Here is a 15,737-nt window from a genome sequence, read left to right as displayed (position 1 = left end):
CCTTGCTAGTCTTTTGTGTATCCTTTTTCCAATCATGCTAAAATGAAACAAAAGGGAGGGGTTCATGTGGAATGGAAAACTCGCGTTACAGAAGCTTTAGGCATTACATACCCGATTATCCAAGGAGGACTTGCCCACCTCGCTTATTCTGAATTGGCGGCTGCGGTGTCAATCGCCGGGGGGCTCGGTCAAATAACGGCGATGAGTATGGAAAGTCCTGATCAACTGAAAGAAGAAATTGAGGCTGTAAGAGAAAAAACGAACCGACCGTTTGGTGTGAACTTCGCGATTGGTCAGCATGGTCGTCCATTTGAAGAGATGGTTCAAGTGGCTGTGGAGGAAAAGGTGCCGGTCATCTCTGTGACAGGAGGAAATCCTGCCCCAGTCCTTGAGCTTGTCAAAGACACTGGAATTAAAACCCTCGTACTTGTAGCGGCAAGACGACAGGCCGTTAAAGCGGAAGAACTGGGAGCTGACGCTGTAATGGTCGTCGGTCATGAAGGAGGCGGACATCTCGGACGTGATGATGTTGGTACATTCGTCTTGACGCCACAAGTTGTGGATGCCGTGGATATACCTGTCATCGCTTCAGGAGGAGTAGGAGATGGAAGAGGCTTGATGGCAGCACTTGCTTTAGGAGCGGAAGGAGTGGAAATGGGGACACGGTTTATCGCAACCAAAGAGTGTGTTCACGCCCATCCCGCTTATTTAGAAGCTTTGATTCAGGCGGATGAAACATCCACCACCGTCATCAAAAGGAGTTTGAAGGCACCGGCTCGAGCCTTGAAAAATGATTGGACAGCACGTATTTTAGAATTGGAAGACAAACAAGCCGGTTATGAAGACTTGAAAACATACATCAACGGCGAAGCGAATAAAAAGTTTATTTATGATGGAAAACAAGCTTACGGGTTCGGCTGGGCTGGTCAGGTGGCTTCAAGGATCCATGACGTTCCATCAGTGGATGAATTGTTCAAACGCATCGTCACGGAAGCGGAAGAGATCCGCACCCGGTGGAGCAAGTAAGGAGGAAGATGAGTGAGTTATACGTATCCAATCGATGAAATGCATTGGTCAAAAGAAGAAATTATCGATGTCGTCAATTTTTACAGTATGGTTGAACAAGCCTATGAAAAAGGAATCGACCGTGATGAGCTGATGCTTGCTTATACTCGGTTCAAACAGATCGTCCCATCTAAAAGTGAAGAAAAAACGCTGTGCGGACAATTTGAAAAAGAATCCGGCTATTCTTGCTACAGAGCTGTCAAACAGGCAAAAGGTTTGAGCAAAGGCGATAAAGTTAAAATGTAGACGAAAAAAGGCGCTCCCTTAGGGGCGCCTTTTTTTACTGATCCAGTTGTTTTGTGTAGCGGTATAAAGGTTCAAGGGTTTGGAATGTCTCTTTACAAAGCTCTATGAAAGCATCCGGATCTTTCAGACGTGCATCTCCACGTTCAATGTTTCTGCCACACAAGATCTCTGCTTTTTTCACAGTCTTCAGACGCTCTGTCATACTCAAAAACTTGTCCTTATCAACATTAGACTGAGGAATGCGGTCAGGCTTCGTGTGATCGATGGACCACACAAAGTCCTCCGGAATATGACTAAGAACTTCATCCTTGTTCTGCTCCAATTTATAAGCAAAGTCCTGTTTAATGGGACTTTCGTAGATCACAGCAAACCAAATGAAAACATGAGTCTCCCACAGACCGATTTGGAAGTGGGGGAGCTTCTTGTAGCCGCGTTTATTTGAAGCCAGAGCTGCCCAAGTATCATTCGGAGGGTTTGTTTTACGTCGCGCATGTTTCGCTACATGTACAAACATTTCGTCACCAGTCATCCCAGTGACATCTGCCGCAAGTTCTGTCGCTACAGCTTCAAGCTTTGGGGAAATACGATCTCTTAAAGCTTCCATTCTATTTACTAATCCGGGAATGGAAAAAACGTCAAAGTCCTCTTGTGTAAATCCACTAAATGTCGTCATTCGATCAACTCCTTCATTTCTCGCCCTTATTCTACCACAAGTAACCAAGCTTACTAAGTGATGTGTTCGGGTGGTTTGAATGATGTAAAAATGGGTTACATATAAGTAATCTAATTGAAACTTCTTCCGTAAAAGTCACATATATATATAGTAAGGATTTGAGAGGGAGGGATTAGCAGTGAAACATGTCATGGAAGCATTGCGTAAAAGAGAAGCTGAAGAGAAGCTCCCGGTAATCCGTATGGAGATTGATTACGAATTGGTGACCTTGCACGATGCCATGATCGCCGGAGATGTCGAACAAATGAAAAAGACAAAGAGAAGACTCTCTGAACTTCGTAAGCAATTGATTGAATGGTCCTTATAAGAGCGAGCAACACTAAAGTTGCTCGTCTTTTTTATTGCCTTCGAAATTTAAACGGCTTATTCAAGTATGCGGCAGGTTTGTGAAAGACTCAGTATCGAGATGTTTAGGGGGTCTTTCGCCATGTTGAGTATTAGGGGGGGCTGGGAAGCAGCTCGCTTTCCTGCGGGGATGACGGCAAGCCTCCTCGTGCTTCGCACTGCGGGGTCTCGCCAGCCAATCCATTTCCGCGGGAGTCTCGCAGCTTCCCAACTACCCCTCTCGATGTAGGTAAGAAACGAACCCCTTTACCGTGTAAGGGTGTCTTCCACTAGCCTGGTGTTATAAGAATAAAGCCCTCTATATTAAGCTTTTGCATTCAGAATAGCGGCCACGGAAGCTGATACTCCTCGACTTTCCTAGTGCGTAAAAGCATCTTTATCCGGAAGTGGTTTCGAGACACTTACATGGTAAAGGGGTGGAGGGAAACGGTGAGACTCCTATGGGACGAGTGGGACAGGTGAGACCCCGGAAGGCGTAGCCTGAGGAGGCTCACCGCCCGCCCCATGGAAAGCGAACCTTTTCCCGGAGCCCCTAAACTCTAACAAACATCTCGAAACTGAGTCTTCAAGTAAAAGGAGCTATGGTTGGACAAGGGGGGGCGGATTTGATGCAATGTTTGGTTGGATTTGGTACGATAAAGATTGATACTTATAAAAGGGGTACGATGTTATGGATCAACAGAAAAAGAACGAGATTTTTGAAAATGCAAAAGCTTGGGTCTTGGAAGCTGGTGAACGGATCAAAACCAACATTGATTCGCCTCGATCCATTGAAACGAAATCCAACCCGAACGACTTGGTCACAGAAATGGATCAGGCAACAGAACAATTTTTCGCAAATAAAATCAATGATACGTATCCTGACCATTACTTGTTAGGAGAAGAGGGGTTCGGTGATGAAATAGAAGACCTCGGAGGTACGGTCTGGATTGTAGATCCCATTGACGGAACAATGAACTTTGTTCATCAAAAAAGGAATTTCGCCATTTCTGTTGGGGTGTATTATGATGGTGTCGGTGAAATCGGATTGATTTACAACGTTATGGACGGTACTTTGTACACGGCTAAACGAGGGGAAGGCGCTTTTAAGAACGAAAAAAAGTTGCCACAGCTTAATGATGAGCGTCCGTTGAATCAATCGATCCTCGCGCTCAATACTTCTTGGTTAATTCCCGAAAATCCACACGTAGATCATAAAGGCATGGAAGATCTAGTGAAAAAATTACGTAGCACCAGATCTTATGGATCGGCCGCTTTGGAATTTGCTTTTGTTGCAGAAGGGCTGCTTGATGGGTACTTGACGATGACGTTGATGCCATGGGATTACGCAGCTGGCAGTATCATCGTCCGTGAAGTGGGTGGAATCGTTACCCGTGCGGATCGTGAAGAATTGGACTTGTTGAACAAGACGACTGTACTCGCGAGCCGTTCCAACATTCATGAAGAAATTTCGAATGATTATGTCCGATTAAAGAAATAAAAGAAAGCGACCTCGATCGAGGTCGCTTTCTGCATGATTCAGGATGTTTGCTGATGTTTTCTTTTTCTTCTCAACCCTACACTCATTAGAGCGAATCCGGAAAAGAAAAGGACGGCTGCAAGCCAGAAGATTTCTTGGCCGATAGCAAATCCAACGGATATAAACGATAAAATAACTAGACTGGCTAATAGTGCTGTGTTCATATGAAAGTTTTTCAAAAGGCTCACCTCTATTCAGGTCTATTATATAGGATTTGTCTATATAATGAAAATGGTTTCACGGGTAGCATCAAGAGAGGCTTTCTAGTATGATAGATAACAGAATAGGGTATCCATGAGGAGGAACACCATGAACGATATGTCCACACTACCTGTGCCGACGGATCTATGGCCTGTGGCGGATTTCTTTTTCCGCGGATTCGGGAGTGAAGTGAATTTAAACGATGAAAGCGAAGTGACCATGCTCTTTCGTTCTTTCATGCTTTTATACTTAACGACTGTTGCTCTTGCTATCATTACATTCAAACTGGGATTCGCCAGAAAATTACCTTTGATGAAGACGATTGTTGTTTATTCCGTTCTTATCATAGGTACATTCGTATTAACCTTGATCCTTGGATTGAATTTACCGCTTCCAGAAAGTTTAGTGGTTGCGGCTTTAATTCTTGGAATTTACCGGATCCGGCTTCATAGAGAACGCGGAGCCCGTCAACAAAACGAATCATCCTAATTTAAAAGCCCCTTTCCTTACTAAGGAAAGGGGCTTTTTGCTTACATATTTTCCTTTAACCAAGAGTGTTTTCTAATTTTTGTTATTAAAGAATATGACAGGATTCTTGAAGACTTTGTTTCGAAATGTTCCGTAGTTCGTTTGATGTGCTGAGAGTCAGTGGTGTGGGGGAAGCCACTCGCTTTCCTGTGGGGGAGTGGCGAGCTTCCTCCAGCTGTCGCCGATCTCCTTTCTCCCACGGGAGTCTCGCAGCCTCCAATCCACTCAACAAAAGTATTGAAACTGAGCATTCAGAAATAGGAGCTTATGTTTCATTTGAGGATAAAAAAAAGAGAGAGGAAGAACCTCTCTCTTTCGGTAACTAACTTAAATGCTTCTCTTTTTTACGCTCTCTGTTGAACCGGAAATTCCCGGTTGCTAAACGTCTTTTGGTGTTGTCTTCTATACGATCGTGGCAGGATTGACACATGTACGTGTGAATCCGGCGATTCCGAAGGCGTTTTGCTTGTAAACAGTAGCTGTCAATTTTTTCAATTTCATCACAAATGACGCATTGTACACGCATCTTTTTCACCTCTATTTTCCATTCGATTACATATAGTTTAACATAATAACTTTTTTATAAATAGATGAGATTTCCACGTTTGACTTCAATTATGAATGGGAAATGTAATTACAGAAGTAGAGGAAAGGATGATTTGTTTGAGAAAACGTTGGATTTTTACAGCAATTGGTGCAACTCTCGGAGGAACGCTTGCTTATTTCTTGAAAGATGAGGACAACCGTCAACAAGTTAAAGACAAAGCAAAATCCATTCAAAGCAACTTAGGAAAATCAGAGGATCTTCCGGTTGAAGAAGCTGGCAAACCTGAAACAGCATCGCTGGATAATTCAGACATGGTTGCAGAAGGATCTCAATTCGGTGTCCAATACTATAATGAATTGACAGAAAAAGAAAGAGAAATCCTTGAGAAAAGCAACAGCTAAATCCCCGCGAGGATTTAGCTGTTTTTCTGTTCGTTTAGTTTTGCTTTGATTGTTCTTTTTCAATTTGCTCGAGCTGTTCTTGTTCTTTCTGCGGGACTGATTCTTGATTGGAATTGGACTGTGGTTTTTCATCAACTGAACCACTTGGCATATAACGACCGACAATTTGACTCAGTTCATCGGTGACCGCTTCCACAGGGTGGCCTTCAGACATTTTTTGGCCAAGCCCCCGGATTCGTTCCACACCGTCTGCGTCTGCAATAACAGCCGCCTGTTTTCCGTAAGGGTCATGCTTTAAAGCTTCAGCTACTGAATATTTGATGACACCGACGCGGGAGCGATCCAAATCTTTGTCCACATCAATTCCTACAACTACATAGTTGCCTAGGACAAGGGCGGTAGCATCATGGACATCCGGAACTTGGACGGCAAGCTTAGCGAGGTGCCTGGCTGCCTGCTGGCTCGTCATGTTTTTCTTTTCCACCGGATCTGAATCCGTGACATACTTCAACTCAGGGTCACTTTGTCGCTCTTGAAGCAGTGACTCTTCACCGCCGTTTTGCTGACACGCAACTAAGGCCAAAAGGGCTGCTAACAAAATAAATTTTTTCAAGGGAATCACCACTTTTTTTATTTATAGCCTGTGTCAGCTTGCAGATAATATACAAAAAGGACAGCTTAAAAAGCTGCCCATATCCTTACTGCAATACGATTTTTTTAATTCCTTTGATTGGCTCAGAACGATTGGATCCGTCTTTGAAATAAAGGTGAACGGGGCCATGCTCTTGCAAAGGCTTCCCATTTTCAGCGAAAAGTAGAAGCGATTCGGATAAAACATCGGCATCGATCACTTCTTCGCCTTCATCCGTGATCAGAGCCGCTTTTTGTACATCAGCTGCTGGTTCGCTGGTATGTAGAAAAGGCTTCAACGGCATGAGAAATGTGCCTTTTAAAATCCTTTGTTTTTCATAACGATTGATGCTCTTGTTGACTGGCGGGTTGATTTTTTGTTGATAGACTTCTCTGTCAAAACGAGTAGACTGGCGCTTTAACTCGTCTTCTTGCGTTGATTCTGTTGGATTTTCTTCGCCTTCAAATACTTCTGAGAACGTCTGTTTTCGATCGTCAAAGATCCAGACAGTCGGATCGAGAGTAATTGGGAATTTAACATTTCCTGCTATTTGAACAATCATGGCTGTGGCCACCTTTCGATTAATAAAAAGTCATCCATCCAAAATCATAGCAAAAAATGAATTCGATTTCATTAAAGGAGGCATGATCCATTGATTAAAGGTATTACAGAAAGTGTACTGGAAGATTGGTTAGATAATGTACGACCTTATGCATACGATGGCCAGGTGGCCAATTATATCCCTGCGCTATCTCGCAGCAATCCAGAAGATCTCGCTGTTGCCATCCACTACTTAGATGGGAATACAGTGGAGGCCGGAGAAACAGAAGTGAGGTTTACACTTCAAAGTATTTCGAAAGTCATCTCACTCGCTCTTGCTCTTATGGATAATGGGGAAAGTTATGTGTTCGACCGTGTAGGTATGGAACCAACGGGGGATCCTTTTCATTCGATTTACCGTTTAGAACAAATACCATCCAAACCGCTCAATCCGATGATCAACGCTGGAGCGCTTGCGGTGACAAATATGATCCACGGAGATACGCCAGATGAGAAAGTCGGGCGGTTGTTGAGCTTTATTCATGACTTGACCGATGATCATTCCATCGGGTACAACGAAGAAGTGGCCACATCGGAGTTTGAATCCGCATTTTTGAACCGGTCCCTGCTTTTTTACATGAAACAGCATCAGATTGTCACCGGTAGTGTAGAGGAGACTCTTGATGCCTATACAAAACAATGTGCGATTGAAGTGAATGTTTGTCAACTGGCGCGGATTGGTGCGCTGCTTGCGAATGGTGGAAAGGACATCCACTCGGGGCGCAGGATCATACCGAAGCATCTTGCAAGAATCTGTAAAACATTTATGGTCACGTGCGGCATGTATGATGCTTCAGGGTCTTTTGCCATCAAGGTTGGTATACCAGCAAAAAGTGGAGTGTCGGGTTCCGTTCTTGCTTCGTTGAACGAATTTGGGGGGATCGCAGTTTATGGGCCTAGCCTTGATGAAAAGGGGAATAGTGTTGTCGGTTTGAAGCTGTTAGAAATTCTGTCCAATCGTTACGATTTGTCAATCTTCTAATTGTTCATTCCTATCTTGCAATTTATTGTGTTAAACGATAAGATAAAAAGAAGAAAGACTTGTACATTGGAGGGGATTTTGATGTTGTCTGATGTGGCTGTGGATCATCGTGAAAAAGCCTATGCCCTTCTAAAAGCTGACGCTGATAAAATATTAAGGTTAATAAAAGTACAGATGGACAACTTGACGATGCCTCAGTGTCCGCTCTACGAGGAAGTTTTAGATACACAAATGTTTGGATTATCCCGCGAAATTCATTTTGCGGTTCGCTTGAATTTAATCAGCGACGAAGAAGGAAAAGCACTTTTGGATAACCTTGAAAAACAGTTGAATGTGCTGCATGAGGCTGCACAAAAGTCATAAGATAAGAACTCAAATTGCGACGGTTTGTTGTGATTTGGGTTTTTTTGTTTTCACTTTTATACATACACAGGGTGTATGTATATTTGTTTGTTTATGATTTTTACAACTAAAATTGTCAGATTTAAAGGAATTTTCGGACCTCTAGTAGAAAACTATGTACAGAACGGACAAATTCCTAAAACATAGATAATCAGGGAGTGGAATCATGACAAATACAAAGAAAATCAATAAAGTATTAGTCGCTAACCGTGGCGAGATTGCTATTCGGGTCTTTCGAGCGTGTACAGAATTAAATATTCGTACCGTCGCCATTTATTCTCAAGAAGATACGGGGTCCTACCACCGTTATAAGGCTGATGAGGCATACTTAGTTGGTGAAGGGAAAAAACCGATCGATGCGTATTTGGATATTGAAGGAATCATTGAAATTGCTAAGAGTGTGGGGGTTGATGCCATCCACCCTGGATATGGATTTTTATCTGAAAACATTGAGTTCGCGAGAAGGTGTGAAGAAGAAGGGCTTACTTTTATCGGGCCGACCAGTGAACATTTGAATATGTTTGGAGATAAAGTTAAGGCACGAGATCAAGCAGTACAAGCAGAGATTCCTGTCATACCGGGAAGTGATGGTCCTGTGAGTGGACTGGAAGAGATACGCGAATTTGGTGAAAATCATGGCTATCCATTGATGATTAAAGCAGCGATGGGCGGCGGTGGTAGAGGTATGCGTGTAGTCAGAAGCGCTACCACCCTAGAAGAATCTTACGACCGCGCCCGGTCGGAAGCGCGGGCAGCTTTTGGTAGTGATGAAGTTTATGTCGAAAAGCTGATTGAACAACCGAAGCACATCGAAGTTCAAATCATCGGGGATCGGGACGGAAACATTGTTCATTTGTATGAAAGGGACTGCTCGGTACAGCGTAGGCACCAAAAGGTTGTGGAGATCGCTCCGAGTGTCAGTTTGAAAGATGAAGTGAGAGAGGCCATTTGTGATGCAGCTGTAAAACTCATGGATAACGTGAAGTATATCAATGCAGGAACGGTAGAATTCTTAGTGACCGGGGATGAATTTTATTTTATAGAAGTGAACCCTCGTGTACAGGTGGAACATACGATTACAGAGATGATTACCGGCGTTGATATTGTACAGACACAAATTCTCGTTGCGGAAGGGTATGGATTACATAACGACCGGATTGCCATTCCGAAACAAGAAGACATTGTCACCCACGGCTATGCCATTCAATCTCGAGTGACGACGGAGGATCCTCTGAACAATTTCATGCCTGATACAGGAAAAATCATGGCCTATCGATCTGGTGGTGGTTTCGGGGTAAGGCTTGACGCCGGGAATGGATTCCAGGGTGCGGTCATCTCTCCATACTATGATTCTTTACTTGTTAAACTCTCTACATGGGCCCTAAGTTTTGATCAAGCCGCTCATAAGATGGTCAGGAATTTGAAAGAATTCCGTATCCGCGGAATCAAAACAAACATTCCTTTTTTAGAGAATGTGGTACAGCATAAACAGTTCTTATCCGGAGAGTATGATACAACGTTCATTGATCGTTCTCCAGAGCTCTTTGTTTTTCCAAAACGAAAAGACCGCGGGACGAAGATGTTGGCGTATATTGCTGATCGTACCGTCAATGGCTTCGAAGGATACGGCAATCGAAAGAAACCGAACTATTCGAAGCCAAGAATTCCAATCATTAAGCATTCGGAACCGATTCCAGATGGAACGAAACAAATTCTAAATGAAAGAGGTCCTGAGGGTCTCGCTTCATGGTTGAAAGAGAGGAATGAAGTGCTGCTCACAGATACGACCTTCCGGGATGCTCACCAGTCGTTACTGGCTACCCGTGTAAGAACAAAGGATTTAGAAAATATAGCAGAACCGACCGCCCGACTTTTGCCTGACCTGTTTTCATTGGAAATGTGGGGTGGAGCGACATTCGATGTTTCTTATCGTTTCCTAAATGAAGACCCATGGGAACGCCTGTTGAAGTTGAGAGCGAAAGCACCGAATGTGCTCTTCCAAATGCTTTTAAGAGCTTCTAATGCAGTCGGGTACAAAAACTACCCCGATAATCTCATTCGTGAATTTGTAGAAAAAAGTGCAACCGCAGGCATTGATGTCTTCCGGATTTTTGACAGTTTAAACTGGGTGGAAGGTATGAAGCTTGCTATCCATTCTGTGCGGGAGAGTGGGAAAGTAGCTGAAGCCGCTATGTGTTATACAGGGGACATCCTTGATAGCAGTCGACCGAAGTATGATCTCGCTTACTATAAAAAACTTGCTCTTGAACTTCAGGAAGCAGGAGCACATATCCTTGGTATTAAAGATATGGCAGGACTTCTTAAACCAGAAGCAGCTTATCAGCTGATTAGCTCATTGAAGGAAACCGTCGACATACCGATCCACCTTCATACACATGATACAAGTGGAAATGGTTTGTTCACATATTCCAAAGCAATAGAAGCAGGTGTTGATGTCGTCGATGTTGCTACGGGTTCAATGGCAGGATTGACCTCTCAACCAAGCGCAAACAGCCTTTATTATGCCCTTGAAGGTAGTGAACGCAAGCCGAATTTGGACATCTCTGCTTACGAAGAACTCGGGCACTATTGGGAAGATACTAGAAAGTACTATCAGGATTTCGAAAGCGGAATGATGGCCCCGCATACGGAAGTGTATGAACACGAAATGCCTGGAGGACAATATAGCAACCTGCAGCAACAAGCAAAAGCGGTCGGTTTAGGTCACAGATGGGATGAAGTCAAGTCCATGTACCGCCGGGTGAATGATATGTTCGGCGATATCGTCAAAGTAACTCCGTCTTCCAAGATTGTTGGGGATATGGCGCTGTACATGGTCCAGAATGAGCTGAATGAAGACGATATTTATGAAAAAGGGGATTCTCTTGATTTCCCTGACAGCGTCGTGGAATTCTTCCAAGGGTATCTCGGACAACCATACGGAGGCTTTCCGGCGGAACTACAACGGATTATATTGAAAGGCCGCGAGTCGATTAAGGTGAGACCAGGGGAGCTTTTGGAGCCGGTAGACTTCAACAACTTGAAGGAAACACTGTTTCATTCCCTTGACCGCCAAGTAACTAGTTTTGATATGATCAGCTACGCTCTTTATCCAAAAGTGTTTATGGATCATCATAAGTTCAGGGAGCAGTTTGGCGATATGTCTGTTCTCGACACTCCAACATTCTTATACGGAATGAGGCTTGGCGAAGAAATTGAAGTGGATATCGAACAAGGGAAAACGTTGATCGTGAAGCTTGTCTCCGTTGGTGAGCCGCAGATCGATGGGACCCGTACTGTCTACTTCGAGTTAAATGGGCAGCCTCGTGAAGTCGTAGTGAAGGATGAAAACGTGAAAGCGGCTGTTCAGCAGCGTCCGAAAGCGGACAAAGCGAACAGTAAACACATCGGAGCAACTATGCCGGGAACGGTTATTAAAGTGTTGTCTAATAAAGGTGAGGATGTGAAAAAAGGCGATCACCTGATGATTACAGAAGCCATGAAAATGGAGACGACCGTCCAAGCTCCTTTCGATGGTGTGATCAAGGATATTTATGTAGAAAACAACGAAGCCATCCACGTCGGCGATTTACTGATCGAATTTGAATAACTTAAAAAGAGAGGAAGCTCATGGGAGCCTTCCTCTCTTTTTTTGATTTGTTAAACAATATGGCAGGATTGTTGAAGACTCGATTTCGAGGCTTTTGTTGGAAGAAAGGGGCTCCAGGAAAAAGTTCGCTTTCCGTGGGCGAGTGATGAGCCTCCTCGAGCTAACGCTCTGCGGGGTCTCATCTACCACGCACTTCCCACAGGAGTCTCACCTTTTCCTTCCGCCCCTTTACCAAGTGAGGTTTTCGAAATCCCTCTTATAATTACTGCCTGGTTGTGTTGTGAATTCAAGCTTAATCTGCATCGATATAGGATTCTTAGTCATAAAAGCTCTTTTAACTGGAAAGTAGTTTCGAGAATCTCTTTCGGCAAGTGACCGCAGCCCCATCCACTCAACAAACATCTAGAAACTGAGTCTTCCACTATTGGGAGCTTATATAAAAAAATCTCAGAGGCATGGGCTCTGAGATTTTAGTTTGGTTTATTTCACCGAACGTTCATATTTAGCGCTTCTTGAAGAAAGTAATAGGAAGTATGATAGGAGACCAACATATAGCGAAATAATCAACGCATGCAGGAGGGCAAGACCCAAATGCACATAGGTCATTATAACGAAAGCACCTACGAGAACTTGAGTGGCCATAAGACTTGCTGCAAGGATCCAGCCTTTTCTCATGATTGGACTGCTCTTGTAAGCTTTCAAAGCTTTCATCATGAGATACCCCGTCCATATTAAAACCCCGGCTGCAGCAGCACGGTGTCCCATTTGAATCCATTGAGCTGAGCCATACGATGAAAAGTCTAAAGGGGATGCATTTGTGCAAAGCGGCCAGTCCAAACAAGCCATTGATGAGTAGGTATGACGGACAAGTGCGCCTGTATATACAACGATTAATGTGTATGTAGTTAAAGCATAAATATGAAGCCTGAATGGTTTACGAATGAGTAGTGAATGTGCATCAAATTTCCGGTCGATCTCAAATATAATAAGCATCAGTAGAAGGACTGCTGCAAAGGATACAAGGGAAATTCCAAAGTGAAGCGCCAGTACGAAGTCGGATTGTCCCCATTTTACGGCAGCGGCCCCAATCAAACCTTGAGCGAGCAAGAAAAAGAAGGCAAGAAAGGAAAGGAACTTAACCTCTCGTATATGACCAACTTTCACCCAAGCAAACACGGAAAGGCCAAGCACTAGTAAACCTACACCTCCAGAAACAAGCCGGTGACTTAATTCAATGATTAAGGCGATATCAATTTCTGATGGGATCCATTCGCCGTGACATAACGGCCAACTGTTTCCGCACCCCATCCCTGAGTCTGTTTTTGTGACGAGTGCTCCACCTAATAAAACGAGAAGCATCCCTAATGTGGCAAAAACCGATAACCACTTTAATAAACGCATGGCATGAAGCCACCTCCATTCCTGTCAAAAGAACACGGAGGATATCATACCATTTTACCTCTTTAAAATCACTAAAGTCTTGAAAAAACTTGCAATGTGTGACAGGGTTTGCTAGAAATAAAGGGTGTGTTTTAAGTGAACGCTGTCCCTTTTTCTGAGGGAATCCAACCAGTATCGTTAAAATCGTTGAGAATGGTAGATACTAAGAGTGATTGGCGTTTCACAAAGTTGTCACAAATAAATAAAATTGTTGAGTTTAAATAGATACAACTACAATTACATGATACAATTATTTTGATGTTTCTTGTCATCCTTTATGAGGCAAGAATGGAAATAGCCTTCATTAGAATCCGTTCATGAATTATGAAACACATGATTCTTGATATGAAGGTGGTAGAAGGAGGAAGATAATACGATGGACAATCCAAGAACAGTCGAATCTGCTTCTACAGAAATGATCCAAACAAAAACCAATGACCATTCTTTGTTAGCTGATATAAAGAGCTTGATCAAAGTCGGTATCATTAACTCTAATTTGATTACTACATTTGCAGGATTTTGGCTAGCTCTCCATTATACTGGTACATTATTTTTTGATCAGTGGGTCACTTTCCTGCTGACAATGCTCGGAACCGCTTTCGTAATCGCCGGCGGTTGTATTCTTAACAATTGGTATGACAGAGACATTGACCCGATCATGTCACGGACAAACAATCGTCCGACTGTAACAGGAACGATGTCTTTATCATTTATAAAAACATTGGGGATCAGCGTATCCATTCTCGGATTTGTCACATTGCTCCTCACAACATGGCAAGCGGCCTTGTGGGGCGCATTTGGTTGGTTCGTCTACGTCGTCCTATACACGATGTGGACAAAGAGAAAGTACACGATTAATACAGTGGTAGGAAGCTTCTCAGGAGCTGTTCCACCATTAATCGGGTGGGCTGCTGTTGATCCAGGTTTGCAACTAGAAGCTTTAATTCTGTTTCTCATTATGTTCATTTGGCAAACTCCTCACTTCCTGGCACTAGCCATGAAGAAAAAGGATGAATATCAAGCAGCTGGAATTCCGATGCTGCCTGTTGTTCACGGCTTCGATATGACAAAACGTCAAATTGTCGTATATGTTGCTTGTTTGCTCCCATTACCGATTTATTTGGCTTCTCTTGGAACAGTCTTTCTAATCACGGCTTATGTACTCTCTATCGGCTGGTTGGCTTTAGGGATTGCAGGCTTTTTCATGAAAGATGACTACAAGTGGGCGACATGGATGTTCATTTTTTCTTTGAACTATCTGACGATCATGTTCTTTATGATGGTCATCGTCACATTGCCATTCCCATTTTAAAGAACTGACCTCCTAAAACAAGGAGGTCAGTTTCTAAATAAAAAAATGCATTACAAGAGAAAGAGAGGTATGACGCATGAGAGGTTGGATGGGAAAATTCCGTTCATTATTCTTATTTGGTGCGCTAACCATGCTCCTTACCGGATGTGGTATTGAAAACATCAGTGCACTGAAACCAAAAGGATATAGCTCGGAATTATTATTTGATCTTATGTTGATCAGTATTGCGATAATGATTTTCGTTTTCGTGATCGTTATGGCCATTTATGCTTTCGTTCTTCTCCGTTATCGTGAGAAGAAAGGGCAGGAACACATCGTTCCGAAACAAACAGAAGGGAATAAGGCTTTGGAAGTGATTTGGACAGTCATTCCGATTATTTTGCTACTTGTGCTGGCAATCCCTACTGTGCAGGCGACTTTCGACCTCGCCGATCAATCGACGCAAGGAGATGAAGGCGTTTTAACGGTCGATGTCACAGGTAACCAATATTGGTGGCAGTTTGACTATGCAGATCAAGAGATCTCTACAAGTCAAGAAATCTACATCCCTACAAATGAAAGGGTATACTTAAACATGAAAGCCAGTGACGTGATCCACTCCTTCTGGGTACCGGCAATCGCGGGTAAGATGGATACCATCCCTGGTGAGAACATGAACACTATGTACTTAGAAGCTTATGAAGAAGGGATTTACGAAGGCTTTTGTGCTGAACTTTGCGGACCTTCCCACTCCCTGATGTACTTCAAAGTAATCGCTGTCAGCCCTGACGAGTTCGATCAATGGGTAGAAGACATGCAGAACATTGATCCTGAAGCAACGCCTGAAACTACAACCGCTCAGGAAGGTCAAAAGTTGTTCAACGACAACTGCATGAGTTGTCACGCTATTGGTGGCGCGTCAGCTGGTGTAGGACCGAACTTAGGCAACTTAGCGAACCGCGAGAAAATTGCAGGAATCCTGCAGCCATCGAAAGAGAATCTTGTGGATTGGATTGTCCATCCGGATGAAATCAAGCCGGGGAACCAAATGCCTGCAGAGCTGGTTTCTGAAGAAGATGCAGCGAAAATTGCTGATTACCTTCTAGAGTTGGATCACTCAGATGTAGGAAACGATCTTGAGATGCAAAGAGTTGAAGAGTAAGGATTTATGAGAAAGAGGTTGAAAAGGGAGGTTA

At 43.5% G+C, this 15,737-nt stretch carries 17 protein-coding genes; 11 read left to right on the top strand and 6 right to left on the bottom strand.

Annotation, left to right across the window (positions count from 1 at the left end):
• Positions 1-66 precede the first annotated feature (66 nt).
• Together LC065_RS16370 and LC065_RS16365 are read left to right on the top strand one after the other, a co-directional pair.
• A complete protein-coding gene (locus LC065_RS16370) occupies positions 67-1,026 on the top strand; it encodes an NAD(P)H-dependent flavin oxidoreductase (RefSeq protein ID WP_226589072.1) in 960 nt (319 codons plus the stop codon).
• A gap of 12 nt (positions 1,027-1,038) precedes the next feature.
• Positions 1,039-1,311: a UPF0223 family protein gene (locus LC065_RS16365; RefSeq protein ID WP_226589074.1), complete on the top strand. Its 273-nt coding sequence runs from the start codon at positions 1,039-1,041 to the stop codon at positions 1,309-1,311.
• A 34-nt stretch (positions 1,312-1,345) separates the two neighbouring features.
• Here the strand turns inward: LC065_RS16365 and LC065_RS16360 are convergent, their stop codons facing one another.
• The gene (locus LC065_RS16360; protein ID WP_226589076.1) at positions 1,346-1,984 is read right to left on the bottom strand and encodes a YktB family protein; all 639 of its coding nucleotides are present in this window, start codon (positions 1,982-1,984) and stop codon (positions 1,346-1,348) included.
• A gap of 178 nt (positions 1,985-2,162) precedes the next feature.
• Between LC065_RS16360 and LC065_RS16355 the strand changes: the two genes are divergently transcribed.
• A complete protein-coding gene (locus tag LC065_RS16355; RefSeq protein ID WP_035505618.1) occupies positions 2,163-2,351 on the top strand; it encodes a hypothetical protein in 189 nt (62 codons plus the stop codon).
• 708 nt (positions 2,352-3,059) lie between these two features.
• Positions 3,060-3,869 carry an inositol monophosphatase family protein gene (locus tag LC065_RS16350; protein ID WP_226589077.1) on the top strand — a complete coding sequence of 270 codons (810 nt, stop codon included), beginning with the start codon at positions 3,060-3,062 and terminating at the stop codon, positions 3,867-3,869.
• Positions 3,870-3,907: 38 nt separating this feature from the next.
• On the opposite strand, the gene LC065_RS16345 is transcribed toward LC065_RS16350, so the two are convergent.
• Positions 3,908-4,096: a hypothetical protein gene (locus LC065_RS16345; protein WP_226589079.1), complete on the bottom strand. Its 189-nt coding sequence runs from the start codon at positions 4,094-4,096 to the stop codon at positions 3,908-3,910.
• Between the two features lie 121 nt (positions 4,097-4,217).
• Here LC065_RS16345 and LC065_RS16340 point away from each other — a divergent pair, with 121 nt between their 5' ends.
• Positions 4,218-4,598 carry a YlaH-like family protein gene (locus LC065_RS16340; protein WP_226589080.1) on the top strand — a complete coding sequence of 127 codons (381 nt, stop codon included), beginning with the start codon at positions 4,218-4,220 and terminating at the stop codon, positions 4,596-4,598.
• Positions 4,599-4,959: 361 nt separating this feature from the next.
• On the opposite strand, the gene LC065_RS16335 is transcribed toward LC065_RS16340, so the two are convergent.
• A complete protein-coding gene (locus tag LC065_RS16335) occupies positions 4,960-5,163 on the bottom strand; it encodes a YlaI family protein (RefSeq protein ID WP_226589082.1) in 204 nt (67 codons plus the stop codon).
• 137 nt (positions 5,164-5,300) lie between these two features.
• On the opposite strand from LC065_RS16335, the gene LC065_RS16330 reads away from it, so the two are divergent.
• Entirely contained in the window at positions 5,301-5,585 is a 285-nt protein-coding gene (locus LC065_RS16330; RefSeq protein ID WP_226589084.1) for a hypothetical protein, read from the top strand.
• A gap of 34 nt (positions 5,586-5,619) precedes the next feature.
• Here the strand turns inward: LC065_RS16330 and LC065_RS16325 are convergent, their stop codons facing one another.
• A complete protein-coding gene (locus LC065_RS16325) occupies positions 5,620-6,207 on the bottom strand; it encodes a YhcN/YlaJ family sporulation lipoprotein (RefSeq protein WP_306163559.1) in 588 nt (195 codons plus the stop codon).
• A 76-nt stretch (positions 6,208-6,283) separates the two neighbouring features.
• Complete coding sequence (locus LC065_RS16320) at positions 6,284-6,778, bottom strand: hypothetical protein (RefSeq protein ID WP_226589087.1); 495 nt, start codon at positions 6,776-6,778, stop codon at positions 6,284-6,286.
• A gap of 90 nt (positions 6,779-6,868) precedes the next feature.
• On the opposite strand from LC065_RS16320, the gene glsA reads away from it, so the two are divergent.
• The 3 genes from glsA to pyc all read left to right on the top strand — a co-directional run bounded on the left by glsA (position 6,869) and on the right by pyc (position 11,810).
• Complete coding sequence (gene glsA / locus LC065_RS16315; RefSeq protein WP_226589089.1) at positions 6,869-7,798, top strand: glutaminase A; 930 nt, start codon at positions 6,869-6,871, stop codon at positions 7,796-7,798.
• An 81-nt stretch (positions 7,799-7,879) separates the two neighbouring features.
• Positions 7,880-8,161, top strand: coding sequence for an Fpa/YlaN family protein (locus LC065_RS16310; protein WP_075036512.1), 282 nt, complete (start codon positions 7,880-7,882; stop codon positions 8,159-8,161).
• A gap of 205 nt (positions 8,162-8,366) precedes the next feature.
• On the top strand, positions 8,367-11,810 hold the full coding sequence (pyc, locus tag LC065_RS16305; protein ID WP_226589091.1) for a pyruvate carboxylase: 3,444 nt from the start codon (positions 8,367-8,369) through the stop codon (positions 11,808-11,810).
• Between the two features lie 480 nt (positions 11,811-12,290).
• Here the strand turns inward: pyc and LC065_RS16300 are convergent, their stop codons facing one another.
• Positions 12,291-13,211: a COX15/CtaA family protein gene (locus LC065_RS16300; RefSeq protein ID WP_226589093.1), complete on the bottom strand. Its 921-nt coding sequence runs from the start codon at positions 13,209-13,211 to the stop codon at positions 12,291-12,293.
• Between the two features lie 415 nt (positions 13,212-13,626).
• On the opposite strand from LC065_RS16300, the gene cyoE reads away from it, so the two are divergent.
• Entirely contained in the window at positions 13,627-14,562 is a 936-nt protein-coding gene (gene cyoE, locus LC065_RS16295; protein WP_226589095.1) for a heme o synthase, read from the top strand.
• A 76-nt stretch (positions 14,563-14,638) separates the two neighbouring features.
• Positions 14,639-15,703 (top strand): cytochrome c oxidase subunit II, encoded by a 1,065-nt coding sequence (coxB, locus tag LC065_RS16290; RefSeq protein ID WP_226589097.1) that lies wholly within the window; start codon positions 14,639-14,641, stop codon positions 15,701-15,703.
• Positions 15,704-15,737 lie beyond the last annotated feature (34 nt).

It is taken from the genome of Halobacillus litoralis (assembly GCF_020524085.2).
GTDB lineage: Bacteria > Bacillota > Bacilli > Bacillales > Halobacillaceae > Halobacillus > Halobacillus litoralis_E.
Note: the sequence above shows the minus strand (reverse complement) of the source record. Positions and strands in the feature narration are given on the sequence as shown.